We start from the raw sequence: 19,673 nt of genomic DNA, 5'->3' as shown, positions 1-19,673 counted from the left end.
AGGCAATACGATTGATACGCTGTATAAGTTAGCAGGGTACGCTGCCGCCGGAAATAGCCGGGCCGGAACCCGAGCGAAAAGAGACAAGCATGGCCTTGCAGGGAGGGCGAGCGGAGGGGCGGGCCGCACCAGAGGCACCGGGCGCCGGCGATGCCACATTCGGCGAGCGGCCCCTGGCCCAGACGGTGGCTGCCGCCGGCGCCATGCGGCGCCTGAGTTCGCTGTTGTTGGCACTCGAGCATCCGCATCCGACGGTCGACACCATGGTGGAGAAGTTCGCGCAGTGGGAGCGTGAGCTGTCCGCCGTTGCGCCGGAGGACGACGCGCCGCGGATCGGTGACATCCCCGACGATCCCCGGCGCGTCTATCTCAACCACGCCACCGACATCGGCGCCTACAACCCGTGCTTTCCCGAGTATCTGTTCGATCACCTCGATGCCGACAAGGCGACCGGGCGGGTGAACTTCCCCCTGGTTTACGAGGGCCCGCCGGGATTGGTGCACGGCGGTTTCCTGGCCGTCTTCTTTGACTGCGTCATCCAGCACCACAACTGCGTCACGGGCCTGTCCGGCAAGACGCGGTCGCTGGCGGTCGCGTTTCGCCGTCCGACGCCCGTGCTGACCGAGCTGCGGTTCGACATCGCTCGCTCGCAGAGCGAGCGCGGCGTCGTATCGACAGCGCGGCTGCTGCTCGACGACGAGGTGCTCTGCACCGGCGAGGTGAGCACATTGGCGTCCCCACCGGAAAAGCTGGCCGGGTTCCAATTCGGCAGGCGGCGAGAGGAGTCCGACACATGACTGTCTCGAGCGCCCAGGACGATCGGGTGCTGTTCGAGGTCGACCGCGACCGCCGTATCGCGACGATCACGCTCAACAATCCCGCGCAACACAACTCCTACGACGCCGCCATGCGCGAGGCCGTCGCACGCTGTCTGGACCGGGTGGCCGACGACGACGATCTCACGGTGGTGGTGTTGCGCGGAGCCGGTGGCGTCTTCTCCACCGGAGCCGACATGAACAACGCGTACGGCTGGTACGGCAAGCAGAGCCAACCGGGCGACGACCCGTCGCCCAAACGCCGCCCCAGCCAGCGCCGACGACTCGCCGTGGACCGCAAGTCTTTTGGCTTCTACCACAACTTCATGGGCTTTCCCAAGGTGACAGTGGGAGAGATCGCCGGGTATGCACTCGGCGGCGGGTTCGAGATGGCACTGATGACCGACATCTCCGTGATAGCGCGTGACACGAAGATCGGCATGCCGGCGACCCGCTTCCTCGGCCCCGCGCTCGGCAGCCTGCACATGTTCTTCCACCGGCTGGGGCCAGTACTGGCCCGGCGTCTACTGCTCACCGGTGACGTCATCGAGGCCGGCGAGCTCGAGCACCTTGGAATTTTCACCGACACCTGCGACTCAGCCGCCGTCGGGGCGCGTGCGCGGTACTGGGCCGAGAAGGCGGCAAAGATGCCCGCCGACGGAGTGGTGATCGCCAAGGAGGCGTTCCGTCTCGTCGAACAGAGCCAGGCGTACCAGGGTGAGGAAGTCGCCAGCTACCTCTTCCACGCCTTCGGCACCAACCTGCAATTCGGGCCGGACGAGTTCAACTTCGTCAAAGCCCGCGCCCAGCACGGCACGAAGGAAGCATTCCGGCTCCGCGATGAATACTTTGAGGTGCCCAAACCCGAAGCCTAATAACCCGATTCGTGGTTAGCTAGCGCCCGGCGGGGGCCTTGGTACGTGCCCGCGGCCCAGACGACTTGGCCGCCTTGCGTTGCCGTGACGGCGTCGGCTTGCCGGCCTTCGATCCCTTGCCCTCCTCGATCAACCGGCTGGCGTGATCGAGGATGCAACCGAGCCCGTACTCGAAATTGGTTTCGTCGGGTGCGCCGATGCGGTGACCGATCCGGCTTACTTGCGCGAGCAGGGGGGTTTTCTCGGGATCGATGGCCACGGCGTCCTCGATGGCACGCGCACCCTCGTCGGTGGATTGGTTCTTTTCGTACAGCCGCTGCAGCACCACCGAGCCGCGGACATGGACGGAGACGGCCGAGTAGGTGTCGAAGGCATCTTCGGGCGACAGGCCGGCCTCGACCAAATTGGCGATCGCCCTTTCCATCTCCTCGGCGCCCAACCGCGCCGCCTTCGGGCTGAGCGCGGCACGAATCAGAATCAGGTCGCACAGAATTGGGTTGCCCATGAACGTCTTACGCATCAGGCGCGCATGGTTGCGCAACGTCTCGCGCCAGTCGCTGGCCTCGACGTAGGGGGTGGCGAACACATACTTGCTCAAGGCGCGGTCGGTCATCGCGTTGAGCAGGTCGTCCTTCTTGCGGAAGTACCAGTAGATGCTGGTCACCCCGACGCCCAGATGTTTGCCGAGCAGCGGCATGCTCAAGTTGTCGATCGATACTTGCTCCGCGAGTTCGAATGCGCCACTGATAATGTCATCGGGATTGATGGATCCGCGTTCGCGCCGTTGCCGCCTATCGGCAGTAGCTTGCTTTGCCACTACGGGCACCTCCATCACGATGTATCCTGTGCATACGGTCGGAGAGCTGTGCGAGCTCACCTGCGCATACGCTGGCGTTTCTGCCGCTCGACGAGGACCGTCAACTCGGCTTCTCTGCAATTTTTCATCTGCTACTGTAATACCTATCGTAGGCTTTTTGGTAACGAAGGCTGGACGGGCGAAGATGACCGGGCACAGGCCATTGATCGAGTCCCCCGATGAGCCACGGGAATTGCCATGGATTTAGGTCTGGCGCATGCCGCAACGGTGGTGGTCGGCGGCAGCCGCGGGATGGGTTTGGCGGCGGCACGATGCCTCGCCGACGAGGGTGCCCGGGTGGCGGTGGTCGGCCGCAGCCGTGATGCACTCGACTCCGCGGTCGCGGATCTGACCGCACGCGGAAGCGCGGATGCCGTCGGTCTCGTCGCGGACATCGGTGACGCGGGGCAGGTCGACGAAACATTCGCCGACCTCGCGCGGCGATGGGGCGGCGAACTCAATGTTCTTGTCAATACGGTCGGGCCGGGCGCGGCGGGCACTTTCGACGATTTGACCGACGAGCAGTGGCGCCAAGCCGTCGAAGACGGCGTGATGGGCATGGTGCGCTGCGTCCGCGCGGCACTTCCGCTGCTGCGTAAGGCGCAATGGGCGCGGATAGTCAACTTCTCGGCGCACTCGACCCAGCGGCAGAGCGTCATGCTGCCCGCCTACACGGCGGCCAAGGCGATGCTGACAAGCGTCTCCAAGAATCTGTCGTTGCTGTTGGCCAAGGACGAGATCTTGGTCAACGTGGTGTCGCCAGGCACCATCGCGTCCGAGTCGCTGGTCGGCTGGGCGCAGTCGGTAGGAGTCGACGGCGGCGACCCCTACGCGCTAATGGACGCCATTGCCAAGCACTTTGGCCATCCCGCGCACATGCCCCGGGCGGGACTACCGGAGGAGATCGGGCCGGTGGTCGCCTTCCTCGCGTCGCGGCGCAACTCGTACATGACCGGGGCGAACATCAACGTCGACGGTGGTTCGGACTTCACCTAACCGCCGGGATGGAAGAAAGTTCGGCTGATGGGAAGGAGTCGACGGTGGCGACGGCAAGTGAGGCGCGCGCCTGGGCGCGCGGGGCCTTGCGGGGAATCGGCGACTCGGTGTACACCCCGTTCTGCGGCCCGGATGGTGACGACATCGACTGGGAGGCCTACCGGACGCTGGTCCGGTATTGCGTCGGCGACCTTGGGCACCCGATGTTGTGGTGCACCAGTGGGCTCGCCGAATTCTGGTCGCTGACCCTCGACGAGCGAAAACGCTTGCTGGAGGTGGCGATCGAGGAAGCTCGCGCCGTCAACCCCGATGTCGTGGTGCAAGCCTGCACGGCGGCGATGGCGGCGAAGGACTGTCTGGACTTGACGCTGCACGCCCAAGAGGCCGGTGCCGACATCGCCTACATCCAGACGCCGATGATGGAGGCGCACGGGGGCGAGGGGGTGTTGCGATTCTTCAAGTACATCGCTGCCCGCACCGACATCGCCCTGGGCATGTTCAACTCACCGTCGTCCGGGTACGTGCTAACCGCAGTCGAGAGCGCACGGATCTACGACGAGGTGCCCGCGGTGTGCGCCACGAAGGAGGGCGCCTTCCGGCCGGCGAGTAGCCGCATGTTGCACCAGCTGGCGCCCGGCCTGGTGCTCTGGGAATGCGACAAGACGGTCTATCGCGCGGGGTGGCTGCGCGACGGGATCGTCTGTCCGGCCCAGCTGGGCACCGCGGGCTACCTGTTCGAGACTCCGCAGCGGCGATTGTTCTCCCATTATTGGGATTTGGTGCAAAGCGACAAGCTGATCGAGGCGATGGATTTCGGTCGTGAGTCGGGACTGGACCAGTTCGACCTCGACGTCGGATCCTGGTGGACCTGTTATCCGGGGCGGGCCGATTACTTCACTCATTGGGCTGGCGCGTTCAAGTACGCCGCCTCGCTGCTCGGATTGCCGATAGGCGAGTATCCGCATTCCCGGCCACCGCAAGCGGAATTGCCGCCGGAGGCCAAGTCACAGATCGAGGAGGCGTATCGCCGCCTCGGGCTCGTCGGAGCGTAGCGGCTCGGCAAAAGGCCTGTGCCAGAAGTCGACTGACGCGCAAGGACCCGGCCACCAGCCGGTGACCGGGCCCTTGCCACCCCTCGTACCTTACTGCTGTTCGGCCTTTTGGCGCGCCTCCGCCGTCTTGGCCTTGGCCCGGGCCTTCTCGGCCGCGGCTTCCTTCTTGGCCGCGTTGCGCTGGGCGTCGGCCTTGTCCTGCTGGGCCTGGCCCTCGTTCACTAGATCGTTGCGGCCGATGATCGTGCCGATGATCTCCTTGGCCTTGCCGAAGACCGCCTCGACGATGCCCTGGACCGCCTCGACCGGGCCACTCTTGATGTCAACCATTGCGTTTCCCCTCCCTGGTATCGGGTATCTTTCTTCGCTTTCCCAAATCGGTGGTCGAAGAAAACCTGGTGTGGGCGTGGTGCTCGCCACACTGGGCGATACGGGCCGATCGGCGGCCCATATTCCGCGGCTAAGGAGCGCGCTTCAGTAGACAGATATCCGCTGTTCGGCCGGGGTCCGCAGGGGCATGGCGGCGGTTGTGGAAAACGGTACCGATAGGTATACAGTATGCGTACAAAATATCGCGCAATCCGGTATGCGAACGACGAGGAGGTACCGGGGGAGATGTCCGGCAGCGACGGCGCTTCCGAGGACGCAGTGCTCTACGAGGCCACCGGCAGCGGCGTCGCGATTCTGACCTTCAACCGACCGGACCGTCTCAACGCCTGGGGTCCAGACATCGCCGCCGGCTTCTACTCCGCGATCGACCGCGCCGAACAGGACCCGGCCATCCGGGTGATCGTGCTGACCGGGCGGGGCAGGGGTTTCTGCGCCGGCGCGTATCTGGGCACGCCGAGTTCCGCGCCCACCTATGGCGACACGATGGAGAGGGCGAGTCAAACCAGCCTCGCCGACTTGGTCGGCGAACACCCACCGCATTTCGTGACCACGCTGCGCAAGCCCGTCATTGCGGCCATCAACGGCGCCTGCGTCGGCATCGGCCTGACCCACGCGCTCATGTGTGACGTCCGGTTCGCGGCCGCCGGCGCCAAGTTCGCCGCGGTCTTCGCGCGGCGCGGGCTCATCGCGGAGTTCGGCATCTCCTGGATCCTGCCGCGCCTCACCACGTGGGGCGTCGCCCTGGATCTGCTTTTGAGCGGGCGCACCTTCCTCGCCGAAGAGGCCGCCGAGCTCGGCCTCGTCAAGGAGGTGGTCGCGCCCGAAGATCTGATGAAGCGCGCGTTGGAATACGCCGAGGACATTGCCCGCAATTGTTCGCCGGCGTCCATGGAAGTGATCAAGAGGCAGGTCTACGGTGACGCCACGCGCGATGTCGTGGACGCCACCTCACGCGCCGAAATCCTGTTGCGCGAAGCGATGCCGCGGCCGGACGTCATCGAAGGCATCACCAGCTTCCTCGAGAAGCGGCCCCCGCAGTTCCCCTCGCTCGACTCGACCGACGCTTAGCGCTCGCCGGTACCGCCGGAAAGGAAGATCATGGCCAATTTGGGTTACAAGGCGATTGACGTCGACAACCACTACTACGAGCCCCTGGACGCCTTCACCCGGCACCTCGACAGGGCGTTCAAGAGCCGCGGCGTCCAGATGGTCAGTCAGGGCAAGCGCACCTTGGCCGTGATCGGGGGTCGGGTCAACCATTTCGTTCCCAATCCCACCTTCGACCCGATCATCGTGCCCGGCTGCCTGGATCTCTTGTTCCGCGGGGAGATTCCCGAAGGCGTCGATCCGGCGTCACTGATGAAGGTCGAGCGCCTCGCCGACCACCCGGAGTACCAGAACCGCGACGCGCGGGTGGCGGTGATGGACACACAGGACGTCGAAACGGTGTTCATGCTGCCGACTTTCGCATGCGGGGTCGAGGAGGCGCTCAAACACGACATCGAGGCGACGATGGCGTCGGTGCACGCGTTCAACCTATGGCTCGACGAGGACTGGGGCTTCGACCGGCCCGACCACCGCATCATTGCCGCACCGATCGTCTCGCTGGCCGACCCGGCAAAGGCGCTCGAAGAGGTGGAGTTCGTGCTGGGACGCGGCGCCAAGCTGGTGCTGGTGCGCCCGGCGCCGGTGCCCGGTTTGGTCAAACCGCGCTCGTTGGGTCATCCCAGCCATGACCCAGTCTGGGCCCGGCTGGCCGAGGCCGGAGTCCCGGTCGGATTCCACCTCAGCGACAGCGGCTATCTGCACATCGCGGCGGCGTGGGGCGGTAAGGCGACGTTCGAGGGGTTTGGCGCGAAGGACCCGCTGGATAACGTGCTCCTCGACGACCGCGCCATCCACGACACGATGGCATCGATGATCGTGCACGGCGTGTTCACCCGTCATCCCAAATTGAAAGCGGTCAGCATCGAGAACGGCTCATACTTCGTCCATCGGCTGATCAAGCGGCTGAAGAAGGCGGCCAACACCCAGCCCCGCGAGTTTCCCGAGGATCCGGTGGAGCAGTTGCGCAACAACGTGTGGATCGCCCCCTACTACGAGGACGACCTGGTGGAGCTTGCCGATGTCATCGGCATCGACAAGATCTTGTTCGGTTCCGACTGGCCGCACGGCGAGGGTCTCGAGACGCCGGTGTCGTTCGCCGAGGAGCTCAACGGCTTCAGCGAAGACGATGTCCGTAAAGTGATGCGCGACAACGCCCTCGACTTGCTCGGCGTCCCCGTCGCGTCGGCCGTCTAGCCGCCCGCACGATGAGTGAATGGACCGTGGGCGCCGTTCTCGACGCCATTGCCGACGTGGTGCCCGACCGCCTGATGACGGTGTGCGGAGACCGCAAAAGCACCTTTGCCGAATCCGCGCGCCGCACCAACCGGTTGGCGAACTACCTCGAGGGCAAGGGATTCGGTGTCTACGCCCCGCGCGATGAGTTGCAGCGCTGGGAGTGCGGCCAGGATCGGATCGCGCTCATCATGTACAACGACCTCTACCCCGACATGGTGATCGGATGCCTCAAGGCGCGCACCGTCCCGGTCAACGTCAATCACCACTACTCGCCGCGGGAAATCCGCGACCTGCTCGACTATGTGCGCCCTCGAGGCATCATCTACCACCGCTCGCTCGGCGCCCGGTTCGCCGACGTCCTGCCCCCGACCGGCACGGAGTTGCTGATATCCGTCGACGACGGCAGTACCGTTCCCCAACTGCCGAAGGCGATCTCGTTCGACGATGTGCTGGCGGCCGCCGGCCCCGATCGCGAGGACGCGGGCTCACCGGATGACCTCATCATGATGTGTACCGGCGGAACGACGGGACGCCCCAAGGGTGTGTTGTGGCGACAGAGCGACATGTACGTGTCGTCGATGGTGGGCGCCGACCATGCCAGCGTCACCGAGATTCACGACAAAGTCGCCGGGGGCGGGCAACCCTGGTTCGCCGTCTCTCCGCTCATGCACGCCGCCGGAATGTGGACCGCCTTCGCCGCGCTCTGCGCCGGCCTGCCGGTGGTGCTCTACGACGACCGCAACAAGCTGGACGTACGGTCGGTGTGGGAAACCGCCGAACGCGAGAAGGTGGGCATGATGACCATGGTGGGCGACGCCTACGCCGGGCCGCTGATCGCCGAGCTGCGCGCGCGCTCTTACGACCTGTCCTCGCTGAACGCGATCGGCACCGGAGGGGCCGCGACCAACGCGAAACACAAACGCGCACTGATGGAATGCCTGCCGCACATCACCATCATCGAGGGCTACGGATCCTCCGAGAGCGGCAACATGGCATTCGGACACAGCCGTGAAGGGAACGCCAGCGAGACCTTCCAGCCCAGGGAGGGGGCGACCGTGGTGTCGGCCGACCGGAGTCGGTTCCTACGGCCCGGTGAGCAGGAGGTCGGCTGGGCCGCCCGAACGGGCCGGATTCCGCTCGGGTATTTCGGCGATGTCGAGGCCACGCAGCGGACCTTTCCGGAGATCGAGGGACAGCGGGTGGTGATCCCCGGCGACCGGGCATCTCTCGAACCCGATGGCACCATTCGCCTACTCGGCCGCGATTCGCTGGTCGTGAACACCGGCGGCGAAAAGGTCTTCGTCGAAGAAGTCGAGGAAGTGCTGCGAGCACAGCCGGGCGTCGTCGATGCCCTGGTCGTAGGGCGCCCGAGCGAGCGGTGGGGAGAAGAGGTCGTCGCGCTCGTCGCAACGCACGCCGACGCCTGCCTCACTCAGGACGCGCTCTACGGCGCATGCACGACGCAGCTGGCGCATTTCAAGGCGCCCAAGGCCTACATCTTCGTCGAGCAGATCGAACGCCTCGGGAATGGCAAGCCCAATTACCGCTGGGCCAGAGAGCAAGCCACTCAACACGTTCCGGCGATCGCGCTGGTCCCGTCCGAGCCCGAAGGAAGTCATGAACAGCAAAGCGATTGACTGCCTGGTGAACGTCCACTTCGGGGAAGCCGAATCTCAGCCGACGTGGATGCTCAAGGTCAGGGACGATTACTTCAAGGGCCCCGAGTCGATGTTCGCCCCGGTCGACCTCTCCGAATTACTTTCCGAGATGGACGAACAGGGCGTGCAGAAGGCGATCCTGATGGACTCGCTTGCCAACCCGTCCACGACTGCGCGCAAATTCGTCGAAGCCAGGCCGGACCGGTTCGCGCTGGCCATGGGCGGGGCCAACTTGCTGCGGCCGGTGCGGTCGCTGCGCGAACTGACCGCCATCTCGGGCGAGTTGCCGGTGGCGTATGCCGTAGTCGGGCCGAGCTTTTGGGGCGACGGCCAGTACCCGCCCAGCGACGCCGTCTATTACCCGCTCTACGCCAAGTGCGCGGAACTGGACCTTCCGCTCTGCATCAACACCGGTATCCCGGGACCGCCGATACCCGGGGAGGTTCAGCACCCGATGCACCTGGACCGCGTGTGCGTGCGATTCCCCGAACTGCGGCTGTGCATGATTCACGGCGCCGACCCGTGGTGGGACGTGGCCATCCGGTTGCTGTTGAAGTACGCCAACCTGCGCCTCATGACGTCGGCGTGGTCGCCCAAGCGGCTGCCAGAGAGCCTGCTGCACTACATGCGCACCCGTGGGCCCAACAAAGTGATCTACGCCTCGGACTGGCCGGTGTTGCCTATGCGCCGGGTCATACCCGAGGCCCGTGCCCTTGACCTGCCCGCCGAGGTGCTGGACAACTACCTATACAACAACGCGCGAGACTTCTTCTTCGGGAAGGACGAGTAACGATGGACCGCTTCGAACTCCGCCGACTGGACTACAGCCTGTCCGACGACCATGTGGCCCTGCAAGAGGCCTACAAGCAGTTCTTCAAGACCCACTGCTCGATCGAAACCGTACGGGCCGCAGAGCCATCCGGCTTCGACAAAAGCCTCTGGGAAAGGTTGTGCGGGATGGGCGCGACCACGATGGCACTGCCGGAGTCGTGCGGCGGCGACGGCGCCACCTTGGTCGATCTCACGTTGGTGGCCGAAGAACTTGGCCGGTCCCTGGCACCCGTTCCATGGATCGACCATGTGTGCACCGCTCGCCTGCTGGGGCGCCTCGGCGCGCTGGGTGAGGGGGTCGCCGGAGTGGCCGAGGGGGAACAGCTGGCCGCGCTTGACCCGCGCCTTGACGCCGGACGCGGTCCGCGGTTAATTCCCTCTGGGTCGATCGCCGACCACATCATCGTCCGCGACGGCGACGAAGTCGTGCGGCTGACCTTCTCGACCCGCCCCGAGAAGGTCGACAACATCGGCCGGCTGCCGATGGCGTGGGTAGACCCGACCGCGGCCGACACCCGTACGGTCGTCGCCGAAGGACGCGAAGCGGTGGCGGCGTACCGGCTGGCGCTGGACGAATGGCGGTTGCTGGTCGCTGCGGCGCTCGTCGGGCTGGTGGAGGAGACCATGACGATCGCGGCCGAGTTCGCCAAGACCCGCTACACGCTGGGCGTGCCCATCTCCACCCTGCAAGCGATCTCCCATCCCCTCGCGAACATGGCTATCACCGTCCAGGGTGGGCGGAACCTGGCTCGACGCGCCGCCTGGTTTCTGGACAATGAACCCGACGAGCGGCCCGAATTGGCCCCCTCTGCTTTCGTTTTCATGGCCGAGGAGGCCGCCAAGGCGGCGACCATGGCGGTTCACATCCAGGGCGGACTCGGGGTTTCGTCCGAAGCCGCGGCGACGGCGTATCTGGTGCGCGCCCGGGGATGGCCACTGGCCGGTGGTGATCCTGGTGTCACGGCGCAACGGGTCGCCGAGATAGTGACCGCCCGCGAGGGCGCGGCGCAGCCGGCCTAGGAAGGGGCGACATCATGGATTTCTCCCGCGTCGAACTGTCGGACGGCGACAAGGCATTCCGCGACGAAGCACGCAGTTTCCTGGATACCCATATGACCGAGGAGATCAGGCGACGGGACCGCGAGACGGGCGACAATTTCGACGAGGGTCTGCACCTGAAGTTCGGCGCGGCAGGCTATTTGGAGGCCGAGTGGAAACCGGAATCCGAAGGTGGTTTCACCCGGGTGCGGCGGCGCATATGGGAGCTGGAGAAGCGGCGTGCACACGTGCCCTGGGTGACCTGGGGGACGACGGCGATGGTGGCCCGTTCGGTGGCCAAATTCGGGTCACCGCAAGTACGCGACGAGGTATTACCGAAAGTCTTCAGCGGCGAGGTCCGGTTGTGCCTGGGGTACACCGAGCCCGAAGGTGGCTCCGACATCGCCACTTGTAAGACCCGCGCCGTGCGCGACGGCGACGGGTGGATCATCAACGGCTCCAAGATGTTCACCACCGGCGCCCATAACTGTCAGTACGTCTTCCTGATCACCAACACCGCCCCGGACGAGCCGAAGCACAAGAGCCTGACCATGTTCCTGGTGCCGCTGGATTCGCCGGGCATCGAAATCCAGGGCATCCGCACGGTGGACGGTGATCGGACCAACATCGTCTACTACAGCGATGTGCGGGTAGACGACAAGTATCGGCTGGGCGAGGTGAACGGTGGCTGGACCGTTCTGCGCGAGCCGCTCAACGTCGAGCACGGTGCCGTCGCCGCCGCCCCCGACGGACTGCAGGACACCTCAATCATGATGCACCAGGCCGGTTTCCTGTCGCAGGCGGTGGACAAGGCCGCGGCGAGTGTGACGCGGCCCGACGGCGACGGGCACCGGCTCATCGACGACAAATCGGTGGCATACCGGCTGGGCCGCTGCGTCGCCCGACTGGAGACGGCGTTGGCCACGCCGAGCATCTTCGGCCGGGTCGCCATCGCGCAAACAATGCGTGACATCTCCCCGGAACTGATGGACATCCTCGGGACCGCCTCCGCGCTGCCATACGGAACCGAAGCGGCCGCCGACGACGGCAGCGCCGAATACGCCTACCGATTCGCCCCGCTGGTGGGAATCTATGGCGGCACGCTAGAGGTGTTCCGCAACATGATCGCCCAGTACATGCTCGGTCTGGGCAAGCCGGCTTACGCACCCCCGGTCAAGAAGGTGGGTTGATAACGCGCCGAACGTGCACTCAGGGCGAGAAATCAGCCAATTCTTCGCCCTGAGTGCACGTTCGGCGAAGTCTCAGGTCGTCACCCAAAGCATCGTCGCCGGCGCGATCACGCAATGGCTCCCGACTCCTTCAGCTCCTCGATGCGGTCCCAATCCATGCCCAGTTCCATCAGCACGATCTCGGTGTGTTCGGAAGCCTGAGGGGCCCGCGTGGTGACCAGCGGCTCGTGGTTGAACTGCACGGGGCCGCGCACGACGCGGAAAGGCTTCCCGCCGCTGGCGAGCTCGACCTCGCTGATCATGTCGTTGGCACGGGCCTGCTCGTCATCGACCAGGTCGAGGAGGCTCTGGAACGGCGCCCATTGGCCCTTCATCGTCTTCAGGTGCTGCCGCCAGTAGTCGAAAGGCTTGGCGGCGAAGGCCTTTGCGATCAGCTCGGCGGCCGCGTTGGCATTCTGTATCAGCGGAAGCACATCCGAAAAGCGGGGATCGTCCGCAGTCTCGGGGATGCCGAGATGCTCGAACGTGTCGCGGATCAGACCGGTCGGGCTGATGATGCACAGGTTGATGGTGCCGCCGTCGGAAGTTTCGTAGTTGCCCATGAACGGGTTCACCGACATCGCGGTGGCGGAGCCCGGCATGGGAGTGCGCATCACCTGTCCGGTCTCCATCCCCTGCGTCACGCTCGCTCCCGCCGCCCACCAGGCCGTGCTCAACAACGACACGTCGAGCTCGAGGGCCTCGCCGGTGCGCTCGCGATGCAGCAACGCGGCCGAGATGCCGCCGGCGATGAACATGCCACCGATGGAGTCGCCGAACGCTGGAATGCCTTGCCCAAGCGCGCCACCCAGCTCCTCGGGCGTCAGCGCGTACCCGATGCCGCTGCGCGTCCAGAACGCCGTCCCGTCGTAACCGCCCGTGTCACGCTCGGCGCCCTTGTCCCCATACGCCGAACCGCGCGCATAGACGATGTCCGGGTTCACCGCGCGGATGTGCTCCACGTCGAACTTGTGCCGCTGGCGCTGCGCCGGCATGTAATTGGTGAGGAACACATCGGCGGTCTTGGCCAGTTCGTAGATCACTTCCTGACCGCCCGGCTTCGAGACGTCGATCCCTACGCTGCGCTTGCCCCGGTTGGGGTGCTCCATCAGCGGGTGCCGCTCCGGGTCGAGTTGGATGCCACCCATGTTGATGAAGCCGCGCTGGGTATCGCCGCGCAGAGGGTGTTCGACCTTGATAACGTCTGCGCCCCAATCCGCCAGGATGGCGCCCGCGGCGGGGACGAAGGTGAATTGCGCAAGTTCGAGGACCCGGAAGCCCGACATGACTTTTACCATTTTCGGACCCTACTTCGCCTTGAACGCCACGGGAAGCGCCGTCGGCGAACGGAAGGGCTGGCCGTGGATGTGTGGGTCGTCGTCGGTGAGCAGCCTGAGGTTGGTCAGCCGGTCCAGCAGGCATTCGACCGCGACGCGGGTCTCCAGCCGCGCCAGGTGCAGCCCCAGGCACGTGTGTTCACCGGCGGCGAAGGAGATGTGCGGGTGGTGCTCGCGAAAAATGTCGAACTCTTCCGAACGATCCCAGCGCCGTTCGTCGCGGTTCGCTGACCCGACGCACACGCCCACCACCGCACGTGCCGGAATCTCGACACCTTCCAGCTCGGTGTCCTCGGTGGTGAACCGCTGCACGGTGGTGAGCGGTGTCTCGTAACGCAGCCCTTCCTCGATCGCCCGCGGCAGCAGCTCCAAATTGTCCTGCACCGCGGCGAACTGGTCCGGATGGGTGAGCAACAGGTACAGCAGGTTGCCCGATGACCGGTACGTGGTCTCCAACCCGGCCGGCAGCAGCAGCCGCAGGAAGGAGTAAATGGCTTCGTCGCTTAGCTTTTCGCCGTCGATCTCCGCGGTGACCAGGTCGCCGATGATGTCCTCGGTGGGCTGGGATTTGCGCTCTTCGATCTGCTCGACGAAGTAATCCTTGAGCGCCGCCGACGCCTCGAACGCGCGCTCGTAGTCGACGTGGTAGCTGATCAATTGCACGGCGCGCTTGCGGAACATCGGCAAGTCGTCGGCCGGCAGCCCCAGCAGTTGGGCGATGACGCGGGTGGGGAATTCGAAGGTGAAGTTCCGGACCAGGTCCGCTTCACCGCTGGCGATGAACTCGTCGATCAGCGCGTTGCAGATCGGCCGCACAATGGTGTCCTCCCAGCGGGCCAGCGCCTTGGACTTGAAAGCCGCGGACACCAGGTTGCGATGGTCGCGATGCTTCTTTCCCTCCATCGCCAGGATGGTCGGCCCCATGAAGAGGCCGATCGTCTTGTCGTAGGGTGCGGAGCTGAACACCCGGCCGTCCCGGAACACCGTGTTCACCGCATCGAAGGACACCGCGGAGTACTCGCGCTTGGGCATGAGCGACTCGGGCGTCTTGGCATAGTCCATCACGGTCCCGCGGAACACCCCGGATTCGCGGCGCTTTCGCGCGAAGAACGGGTAGGGGTCACGCAGGCTGACCGTCTCGTCAGCGCTGCGAACGTCGGTCGTCACGTAGTACTCCAGCATCTCCAGCAGGAACGGGGCACGCCATTGCGTAAGATCGTACTGTAATTCTTACAGTAGACAATATGGGCAAGGCCCGGTGTGGCCCGGGCGAGTGGCGGCGACTGCCGAGATGCCCGGGGATTGCGAACTCAGGCGCTATCCCTTACCTCGCGACCGGAGAGCCGCTCAACTCCCCGCAGGAGTGCGGAGTGGTCGAGGCTTCCGTCGCCGTTGGCCCGGGCGGCGGCCAGGAGTTGCGCAACGAGGGAACCGACAGGGCTGATGGCGCCGACGCTGCGGGCTGCTTCGGCGAAGATGCCGAGGTCTTTGTGGTGCAGGTCGAGGCGGAAGCCGGGCGCGAAAGACCGGCTCAGCATGTTGTGGGCTTTCTGATCAAGTACCGCTGATCCGGCGAGGCCCGCGCTGAGGACGCTGATCGCCGCGTAAGTGTCCACTTCATGCGCTTCGAGGAAGACGAGCGCCTCGGCGAGAAGTTGGATGTTGCCCGCGACGATGAGCTGGTTGGCGGCTTTCAACGTCTGCCCTGAGCCGCAGGGTCCAACGAGTGCGGCGTGGGCGCTGACCGCTTGCAGCACTGGTTGCGCCGCCGCGAAGTCCTCAGGGCTGCCGCCCACCATGACCGAGAGTTCGGCGTTGATGGCGCCAACCTGGCCGCCCGAAACGGGGGCGTCGATCATCCGGAGGCCGCGCTGGCGCGCCCGGCTGGACAGCGTGCGTGTGACGTCGGGCCGGATGCTGGAGAAGTCGATGATCAGCGCACCCGGTTGGGCCGTCTCGAAAACTCCACCGTCGGCGGTTAGCACGGCTTCGACGTCGGGGGAGTCGGGCAGCATGAAGGCGACGATGTCGGCGTGCTGGACCGCGTCGGCGATGGAGTCGGCGGCAACACCGCCGGCGGCGACGAGGTCGGAAACTCGGTGACGCGATCGGTTGTATCCGGTCACCTGATGACCCGCGCGGACGAGGTTGACCGCCATGGGACTGCCCATGATTCCGAGACCGATGAAGGCGACCGCACTCACTACGACCTCGCTTTTCTTTGATTCAACCGATTCGGAGCGGCAGAACCGCGTCAGGTGGGAAAGAAGCTCGATAGCGCGGCGGCGGTCTCGTCGGGCAGCGTTTCGGGGATGAAGTGCCCCGATGGCAGCGTCGTCGTGGTGACAGTTGCAGCACATTGGGCTTGCCAGAGGGCGTGAGCGTCGAACAGGCGATGCACTGCTCCGTTCTCGGCGGTCAGAACCTGTGTGTCGCAGGCGATCCGATGTCCGCGATCGCGACTGTGTTGATCGTGTTCGAGGTCGATGCCGGCGCTGGCCCGGTAGTCCTCGGCGGTGCTGTGCAGCGTCTCGGGAGTGCAGAAAGCGCGTTCGTACTCGGCAATCACCTCGCGTTCAAGGTAGTCGTCGTTCCCGCCTGATAGTTGTCGTAGCACGATGGCCAGGTAAGCGGCCGGGTTGCCTCCGATGAGAAGTTCGGGCAGTGGGGCGGCCTGAATGAGCAGGAACCAGTGAAAGTAGGCGGTCGCGAACTCTTGGTTGGTGGCCCTGTACATGTCGAGGGTGGGGGCTATGTCGATCAGAGACAGCTTCCTGACTCGGTGTGGGTGATCCAGCGCCAGGCGGGCCGCAACGCGCGCCCCGCGGTCGTGCCCACAGAGGTAGAACGAGTCTCGTCCGAGCTGATCCACGACCGCGACGAGGTCGTTGGCCATGGTCCGCTTGCTGTAATTGCTGTGATCGGGTAACCCGACCGGTTTGGCGGAGGCCCCGTAGCCGCGGAGGTCGGGTATGACCAGGAAGTAGCGGTCCCGCAGCCGGCCGGCGATGTGGCGCCACATCAGGTGAGTCTCGGGGTAGCCGTGCACGAGCAGTAGTGCGGGTCCGCCAGGGTTGCCGCCCCACCGGGCGTAGATGGCCGTTCCGTCGGTATCGAAGGTACCGGCGTCGAATCCGGGGAACCAGCGCGAGTCCGCTTGTGCGACAGTCTGTTTTGGGTTTGGGCGGTCGCCGGGTTGGGCGTTGTCGATCATGTTCAGTGCCGCTCGGCGGGTGCACCCGACGATCTCATGACAATGGCCCTTTCGTGAGTGATGCGAGGTGCGAAACCGGAACTCCGGTGTGGCCGATGGTCACCGGCTGATGTGTTCCAGGAGGTGCTTGGACCACATGTCAGGTGACTCCAGTGGGCTGAAATGGCCGCAGTTGTCAAGGTACTCGAGGGTGAAGTCTTCGTAGAAGTCATCCAGGGTGTCGCTCCATGCCTGCGGGAACAGGGGGTCCTGGTCCGGCCACAAGATGGTGATGGGCTTGGCGAACCTGTCTTCCCGTGCCGGCGTCGTCTCGTTTGCGTAGAAGGTGATCGGATTGCCCTCAGGGTTGCGGAACCACAGGACGCCGGCCAGGAATGCCCCTGGTGCGCAGTGGTTCTCGGTTAGGTGGTCAAGGAGGTCGTCGACGACGGTCGATCCGGGCGCCGACCAGTTCACCAGGTTTTCCTTGAGTGCAGCGCGGACGGCGTCGGGCTTGCCGTCAATGATTTCTTCGACGAGTTCCGACTTGTAGAAGATGGCGTGCACGAACGCGTTCACCGCGTCCTCTTCGAGAATCCGCCGCCCGACGCCCAGGGTGGGCGGTGCGACTACCAGCGATCGCACCAGATCGGGCCGGGTCGATGCGACCGTCTGGGCGGTGAAGCTGCCGATGTCGTATCCGCCCAGCACGGCATTGCTGATACCCAATTCTTCGAGCAGGGCAATGACGCTGCCCACCTGGCGACTGAGTGCGTAGGCCGTTGGATCGCTCAGGTGTTTGTCCGACTTGCCGTAACCGCGCAAGTCGATCACGGTGACATCGGCGTGCTCCACCAGTTGCGGCATGACCCTGGAGTACTCCCGGTGGTCGCCGGGGTTGCCGTGAATCAGGACGACCGGGACACCTTGCCCGGAGCGCTCGTAGTAGAGCTTGAAACCGTCGTGTTCGCTCGAGTAGGGCACGGAACCAATCCTTCCTGTCGGCGCACCAGCGCCTCGCGATCCGCGACGGTGCTGCTCCGAAAAGGGTTTACCCGGAGCCGGTTCGGGGCTCTCCGTAGTGATCGTAAAAGCTGGCCCGAGGTCAGATCGCCGGCTGGCTGGAATCGATCGCGTTCTGACTCGTTTTGCCCGCCGGGACGCTCGTCAGCCGCCGGAAGGGACGCGGTCCGCGGTGCCTGCTCGCAGTCGCAGCGAGACGCCACCTAGTTGGTCAGCCCGCATTGTCGGTCAGTACCGGCATGTGCGTCGACGGTCCGGAAAGCTTGCCGGTACGCCTGGGGGCTGACGCCGACGATGCGCCGGAATGCGGGACGGAGCGACACCGCGGTGGCCAGACCTACCTGTCGCGCAATGGCGTCGACGGTCAGCTCGGTGCGCTCCAAAAGATTCTGGGCGCGCAGGATCCGTTGGTGCAGTAGCCATTGCAGCGGCGAGACCCCTGTTTGGACCCGGAAGCGGCGGTCGAAGGTCCGGCGGCTCAGGCCGGCTCGCATGGCGAGCGCGTCAATGTCCACGTGCTGCAGATGAGCGATGGCGTACTCCATCACCCTTCCCAGTTCGACGTCTTCGGACCGGGCGGGGACGTGGTGATCGACAAACTGTGCTTGGCTGCCGCATCGTGCGGGCGACAGGACGAGATGACGGGCTATCGCCGTGGCCGCGGCGGCGCCCCAGTGGCGTCGCACGACATGAAGGCAGGCGTCCAGACCAGCTGCCGTCCCGGCGCTGGTGACAATGTCGCCGTCGTCGATGAAGAGGACCGAGGGGTCAACGTGAACCGATGGATACCGCGCTGCCAGCGTGGGTGCGTGGAACCAGTGCGCGGCGGCCCGCCGGCCGTCGAGCAGACCGGTGGCTGCGAGGACGAACGCGCCCATACACAGGCTCACGATCAAGGCTCCATCGGCGTGTGCTGTGCGGACTGCTTCCAGTGACGCAGAAGGTGGGGCGTCATGAGGACTGCGCCAGCCGGGTAAGACCACAATCCCGGCGCGGTCTAGGGCCTCGAGCCCATGCGGTGGATCGAATCCAACTCCGTCGCTGGTGCGCATCCGGCCGGTTTCGCCGGCAACCGGCAGCACGGTGAATGTGGGAGCCCCGGCAGGGTTCATGCCGAACACGCTCATCGGCACCGATGTCTCGAACATCGACGCCCCGTTGAACATCAGCACCGCGACGGTGCGCAGGCTTCGGCCTCTGCCCAAGCGGCGAGCACCGGTGGACTGAATGCCGCTCCCATCGCGCGCGATCGCGACGCTGTCCTCACGCCGACTCGGGAGTTGATGCGTTGCCGGCGTCGCGAATAGTGGCGGTGACTTCGGATGCGCAGAGGTCAGCGCAGCCGGATGTCGACTGCGATCGCCCGGCCGCGGCGGGCCCGAGGGCGGGGAACTCCGCTCGATTCGGTCTAGAGTGAGATCCATGAGGTGATTCCGGTCACTTTGGCTGTGCCGCAATGTGTTTGAGTGTGATCGATTCGATCGGTCCGCCAGCAAGTGGTGAGTGGTGGCATATCCCGATGCTCAGCCGGGGCGGCGCAGCGCCGGGAGCCGGCGCCGGGGAGCGCGGGTGCCCAGGTGCCGATCTCGACGCGGTCGGTGGGTGCGCCGATCCGGGGGCGGCAGGTCGATCGCGCGAGAGCTTCCCGTCCTCGAATAGTCGCCAACAACTTTGCCTTTGCCCGTCGAGCAGCACGCGATTTCCGGCGTGTGCCCAGCCCTTTCGAGTTACGTCTCACCCTGGTCCCCGTGGTTCCTCCCCAGGCCCACCGGTCATGTCATCGCGGCCCGGCAGCGCAGAGGTTCTGATGGCTTATGTTTGCGCGCGAAAGCGTGTCCGTGTGTGCCGGGGCTGCGCGACGTTGTGCCTCTGCTGCAGGCGGCCGGGGCGGACGTTGCCGAAGGGTGATGGCGCCGAACCCGGGGCAGCAGTGGTGCGCCGCGTAGAGCGCTCCAAGTCACGCCGCCCGGAGGGGCGAGGCCGTTGCCGCGCAGACCGACGTCGCAGCTGGCGTGGTGCAGCTGTGCCCCGCGGGAC

Annotated in this window: 18 protein-coding genes; 10 read left to right on the top strand and 8 right to left on the bottom strand. The window is 65.4% G+C overall.

Annotated elements, in window-relative coordinates; all coding sequences use genetic code 11:
* The first annotated feature begins 89 nt into the window (after positions 1 to 89).
* Together A5697_RS26075 and A5697_RS26070 are read left to right on the top strand one after the other, a co-directional pair.
* Positions 90 to 797 (top strand): hypothetical protein, encoded by a 708-nt coding sequence (locus A5697_RS26075; RefSeq protein WP_068012636.1) that lies wholly within the window; start codon positions 90 to 92, stop codon positions 795 to 797.
* The gene (locus A5697_RS26070; RefSeq protein WP_068012634.1) at positions 794 to 1,690 is read left to right on the top strand and encodes an enoyl-CoA hydratase/isomerase family protein; all 897 of its coding nucleotides are present in this window, start codon (positions 794 to 796) and stop codon (positions 1,688 to 1,690) included. Before A5697_RS26075 ends, A5697_RS26070 begins: the two co-directional genes overlap by 4 nt.
* A gap of 19 nt (positions 1,691 to 1,709) precedes the next feature.
* Here the strand turns inward: A5697_RS26070 and A5697_RS26065 are convergent, their stop codons facing one another.
* Positions 1,710 to 2,522, bottom strand: a complete 813-nt coding sequence (locus tag A5697_RS26065; RefSeq protein ID WP_067950953.1) for a TetR/AcrR family transcriptional regulator — start codon at positions 2,520 to 2,522, stop codon at positions 1,710 to 1,712.
* Positions 2,523 to 2,744: 222 nt separating this feature from the next.
* Between A5697_RS26065 and A5697_RS26060 the strand changes: the two genes are divergently transcribed.
* Positions 2,745 to 3,542 carry an SDR family NAD(P)-dependent oxidoreductase gene (locus A5697_RS26060; protein WP_067950952.1) on the top strand — a complete coding sequence of 266 codons (798 nt, stop codon included), beginning with the start codon at positions 2,745 to 2,747 and terminating at the stop codon, positions 3,540 to 3,542.
* 44 nt (positions 3,543 to 3,586) lie between these two features.
* Positions 3,587 to 4,594, top strand: a complete 1,008-nt coding sequence (locus A5697_RS26055; RefSeq protein WP_068012709.1) for a dihydrodipicolinate synthase family protein — start codon at positions 3,587 to 3,589, stop codon at positions 4,592 to 4,594.
* 90 nt (positions 4,595 to 4,684) lie between these two features.
* On the opposite strand, the gene A5697_RS26050 is transcribed toward A5697_RS26055, so the two are convergent.
* Positions 4,685 to 4,924 carry a general stress protein CsbD gene (locus tag A5697_RS26050; RefSeq protein WP_068012632.1) on the bottom strand — a complete coding sequence of 80 codons (240 nt, stop codon included), beginning with the start codon at positions 4,922 to 4,924 and terminating at the stop codon, positions 4,685 to 4,687.
* A 285-nt stretch (positions 4,925 to 5,209) separates the two neighbouring features.
* On the opposite strand from A5697_RS26050, the gene A5697_RS26045 reads away from it, so the two are divergent.
* From A5697_RS26045 to A5697_RS26020, 6 genes are read left to right on the top strand one after another with little or no spacing between them, the layout of a single operon-like run.
* Entirely contained in the window at positions 5,210 to 6,052 is an 843-nt protein-coding gene (locus tag A5697_RS26045) for an enoyl-CoA hydratase (protein WP_068012630.1), read from the top strand.
* 30 nt (positions 6,053 to 6,082) lie between these two features.
* A complete protein-coding gene (locus A5697_RS26040; RefSeq protein WP_067950949.1) occupies positions 6,083 to 7,285 on the top strand; it encodes an amidohydrolase family protein in 1,203 nt (400 codons plus the stop codon).
* Between the two features lie 11 nt (positions 7,286 to 7,296).
* Positions 7,297 to 8,964, top strand: coding sequence for an acyl-CoA synthetase (locus tag A5697_RS26035; protein ID WP_068012628.1), 1,668 nt, complete (start codon positions 7,297 to 7,299; stop codon positions 8,962 to 8,964).
* On the top strand, positions 8,945 to 9,775 hold the full coding sequence (locus A5697_RS26030) for an amidohydrolase family protein (RefSeq protein ID WP_068012627.1): 831 nt from the start codon (positions 8,945 to 8,947) through the stop codon (positions 9,773 to 9,775). The genes A5697_RS26035 and A5697_RS26030 overlap by 20 nt, the downstream gene beginning before the upstream one ends.
* 2 nt (positions 9,776 to 9,777) lie before the next feature.
* Positions 9,778 to 10,836, top strand: a complete 1,059-nt coding sequence (locus tag A5697_RS26025; RefSeq protein WP_067950946.1) for an acyl-CoA dehydrogenase family protein — start codon at positions 9,778 to 9,780, stop codon at positions 10,834 to 10,836.
* A 14-nt stretch (positions 10,837 to 10,850) separates the two neighbouring features.
* Positions 10,851 to 12,044, top strand: coding sequence for an acyl-CoA dehydrogenase family protein (locus A5697_RS26020; RefSeq protein ID WP_068012625.1), 1,194 nt, complete (start codon positions 10,851 to 10,853; stop codon positions 12,042 to 12,044).
* 107 nt (positions 12,045 to 12,151) lie between these two features.
* Here the strand turns inward: A5697_RS26020 and A5697_RS26015 are convergent, their stop codons facing one another.
* From A5697_RS26015 to A5697_RS25990, 6 genes are all read right to left on the bottom strand, one after another.
* Positions 12,152 to 13,369, bottom strand: coding sequence for a CaiB/BaiF CoA-transferase family protein (locus tag A5697_RS26015; protein ID WP_067950944.1), 1,218 nt, complete (start codon positions 13,367 to 13,369; stop codon positions 12,152 to 12,154).
* Between the two features lie 21 nt (positions 13,370 to 13,390).
* A complete protein-coding gene (locus tag A5697_RS26010; RefSeq protein ID WP_369806154.1) occupies positions 13,391 to 14,587 on the bottom strand; it encodes a cytochrome P450 in 1,197 nt (398 codons plus the stop codon).
* A gap of 143 nt (positions 14,588 to 14,730) precedes the next feature.
* Entirely contained in the window at positions 14,731 to 15,780 is a 1,050-nt protein-coding gene (locus A5697_RS26005; RefSeq protein WP_082953603.1) for a 2-hydroxy-3-oxopropionate reductase, read from the bottom strand.
* On the bottom strand, positions 15,675 to 16,634 hold the full coding sequence (locus tag A5697_RS26000) for an alpha/beta fold hydrolase (protein ID WP_082953602.1): 960 nt from the start codon (positions 16,632 to 16,634) through the stop codon (positions 15,675 to 15,677). The genes A5697_RS26005 and A5697_RS26000 overlap by 106 nt, the downstream gene beginning before the upstream one ends.
* A gap of 99 nt (positions 16,635 to 16,733) precedes the next feature.
* On the bottom strand, positions 16,734 to 17,597 hold the full coding sequence (locus tag A5697_RS25995; protein ID WP_082953601.1) for an alpha/beta fold hydrolase: 864 nt from the start codon (positions 17,595 to 17,597) through the stop codon (positions 16,734 to 16,736).
* A gap of 242 nt (positions 17,598 to 17,839) precedes the next feature.
* Positions 17,840 to 19,060, bottom strand: coding sequence for a GlxA family transcriptional regulator (locus A5697_RS25990; protein WP_255396034.1), 1,221 nt, complete (start codon positions 19,058 to 19,060; stop codon positions 17,840 to 17,842).
* Positions 19,061 to 19,673 lie beyond the last annotated feature (613 nt).

Source organism: Mycobacterium sp. E3251 (assembly GCF_001666835.1).
Lineage (GTDB): Bacteria > Actinomycetota > Actinomycetes > Mycobacteriales > Mycobacteriaceae > Mycobacterium.
This window is presented reverse-complemented; position numbering and strand designations above follow the sequence as displayed.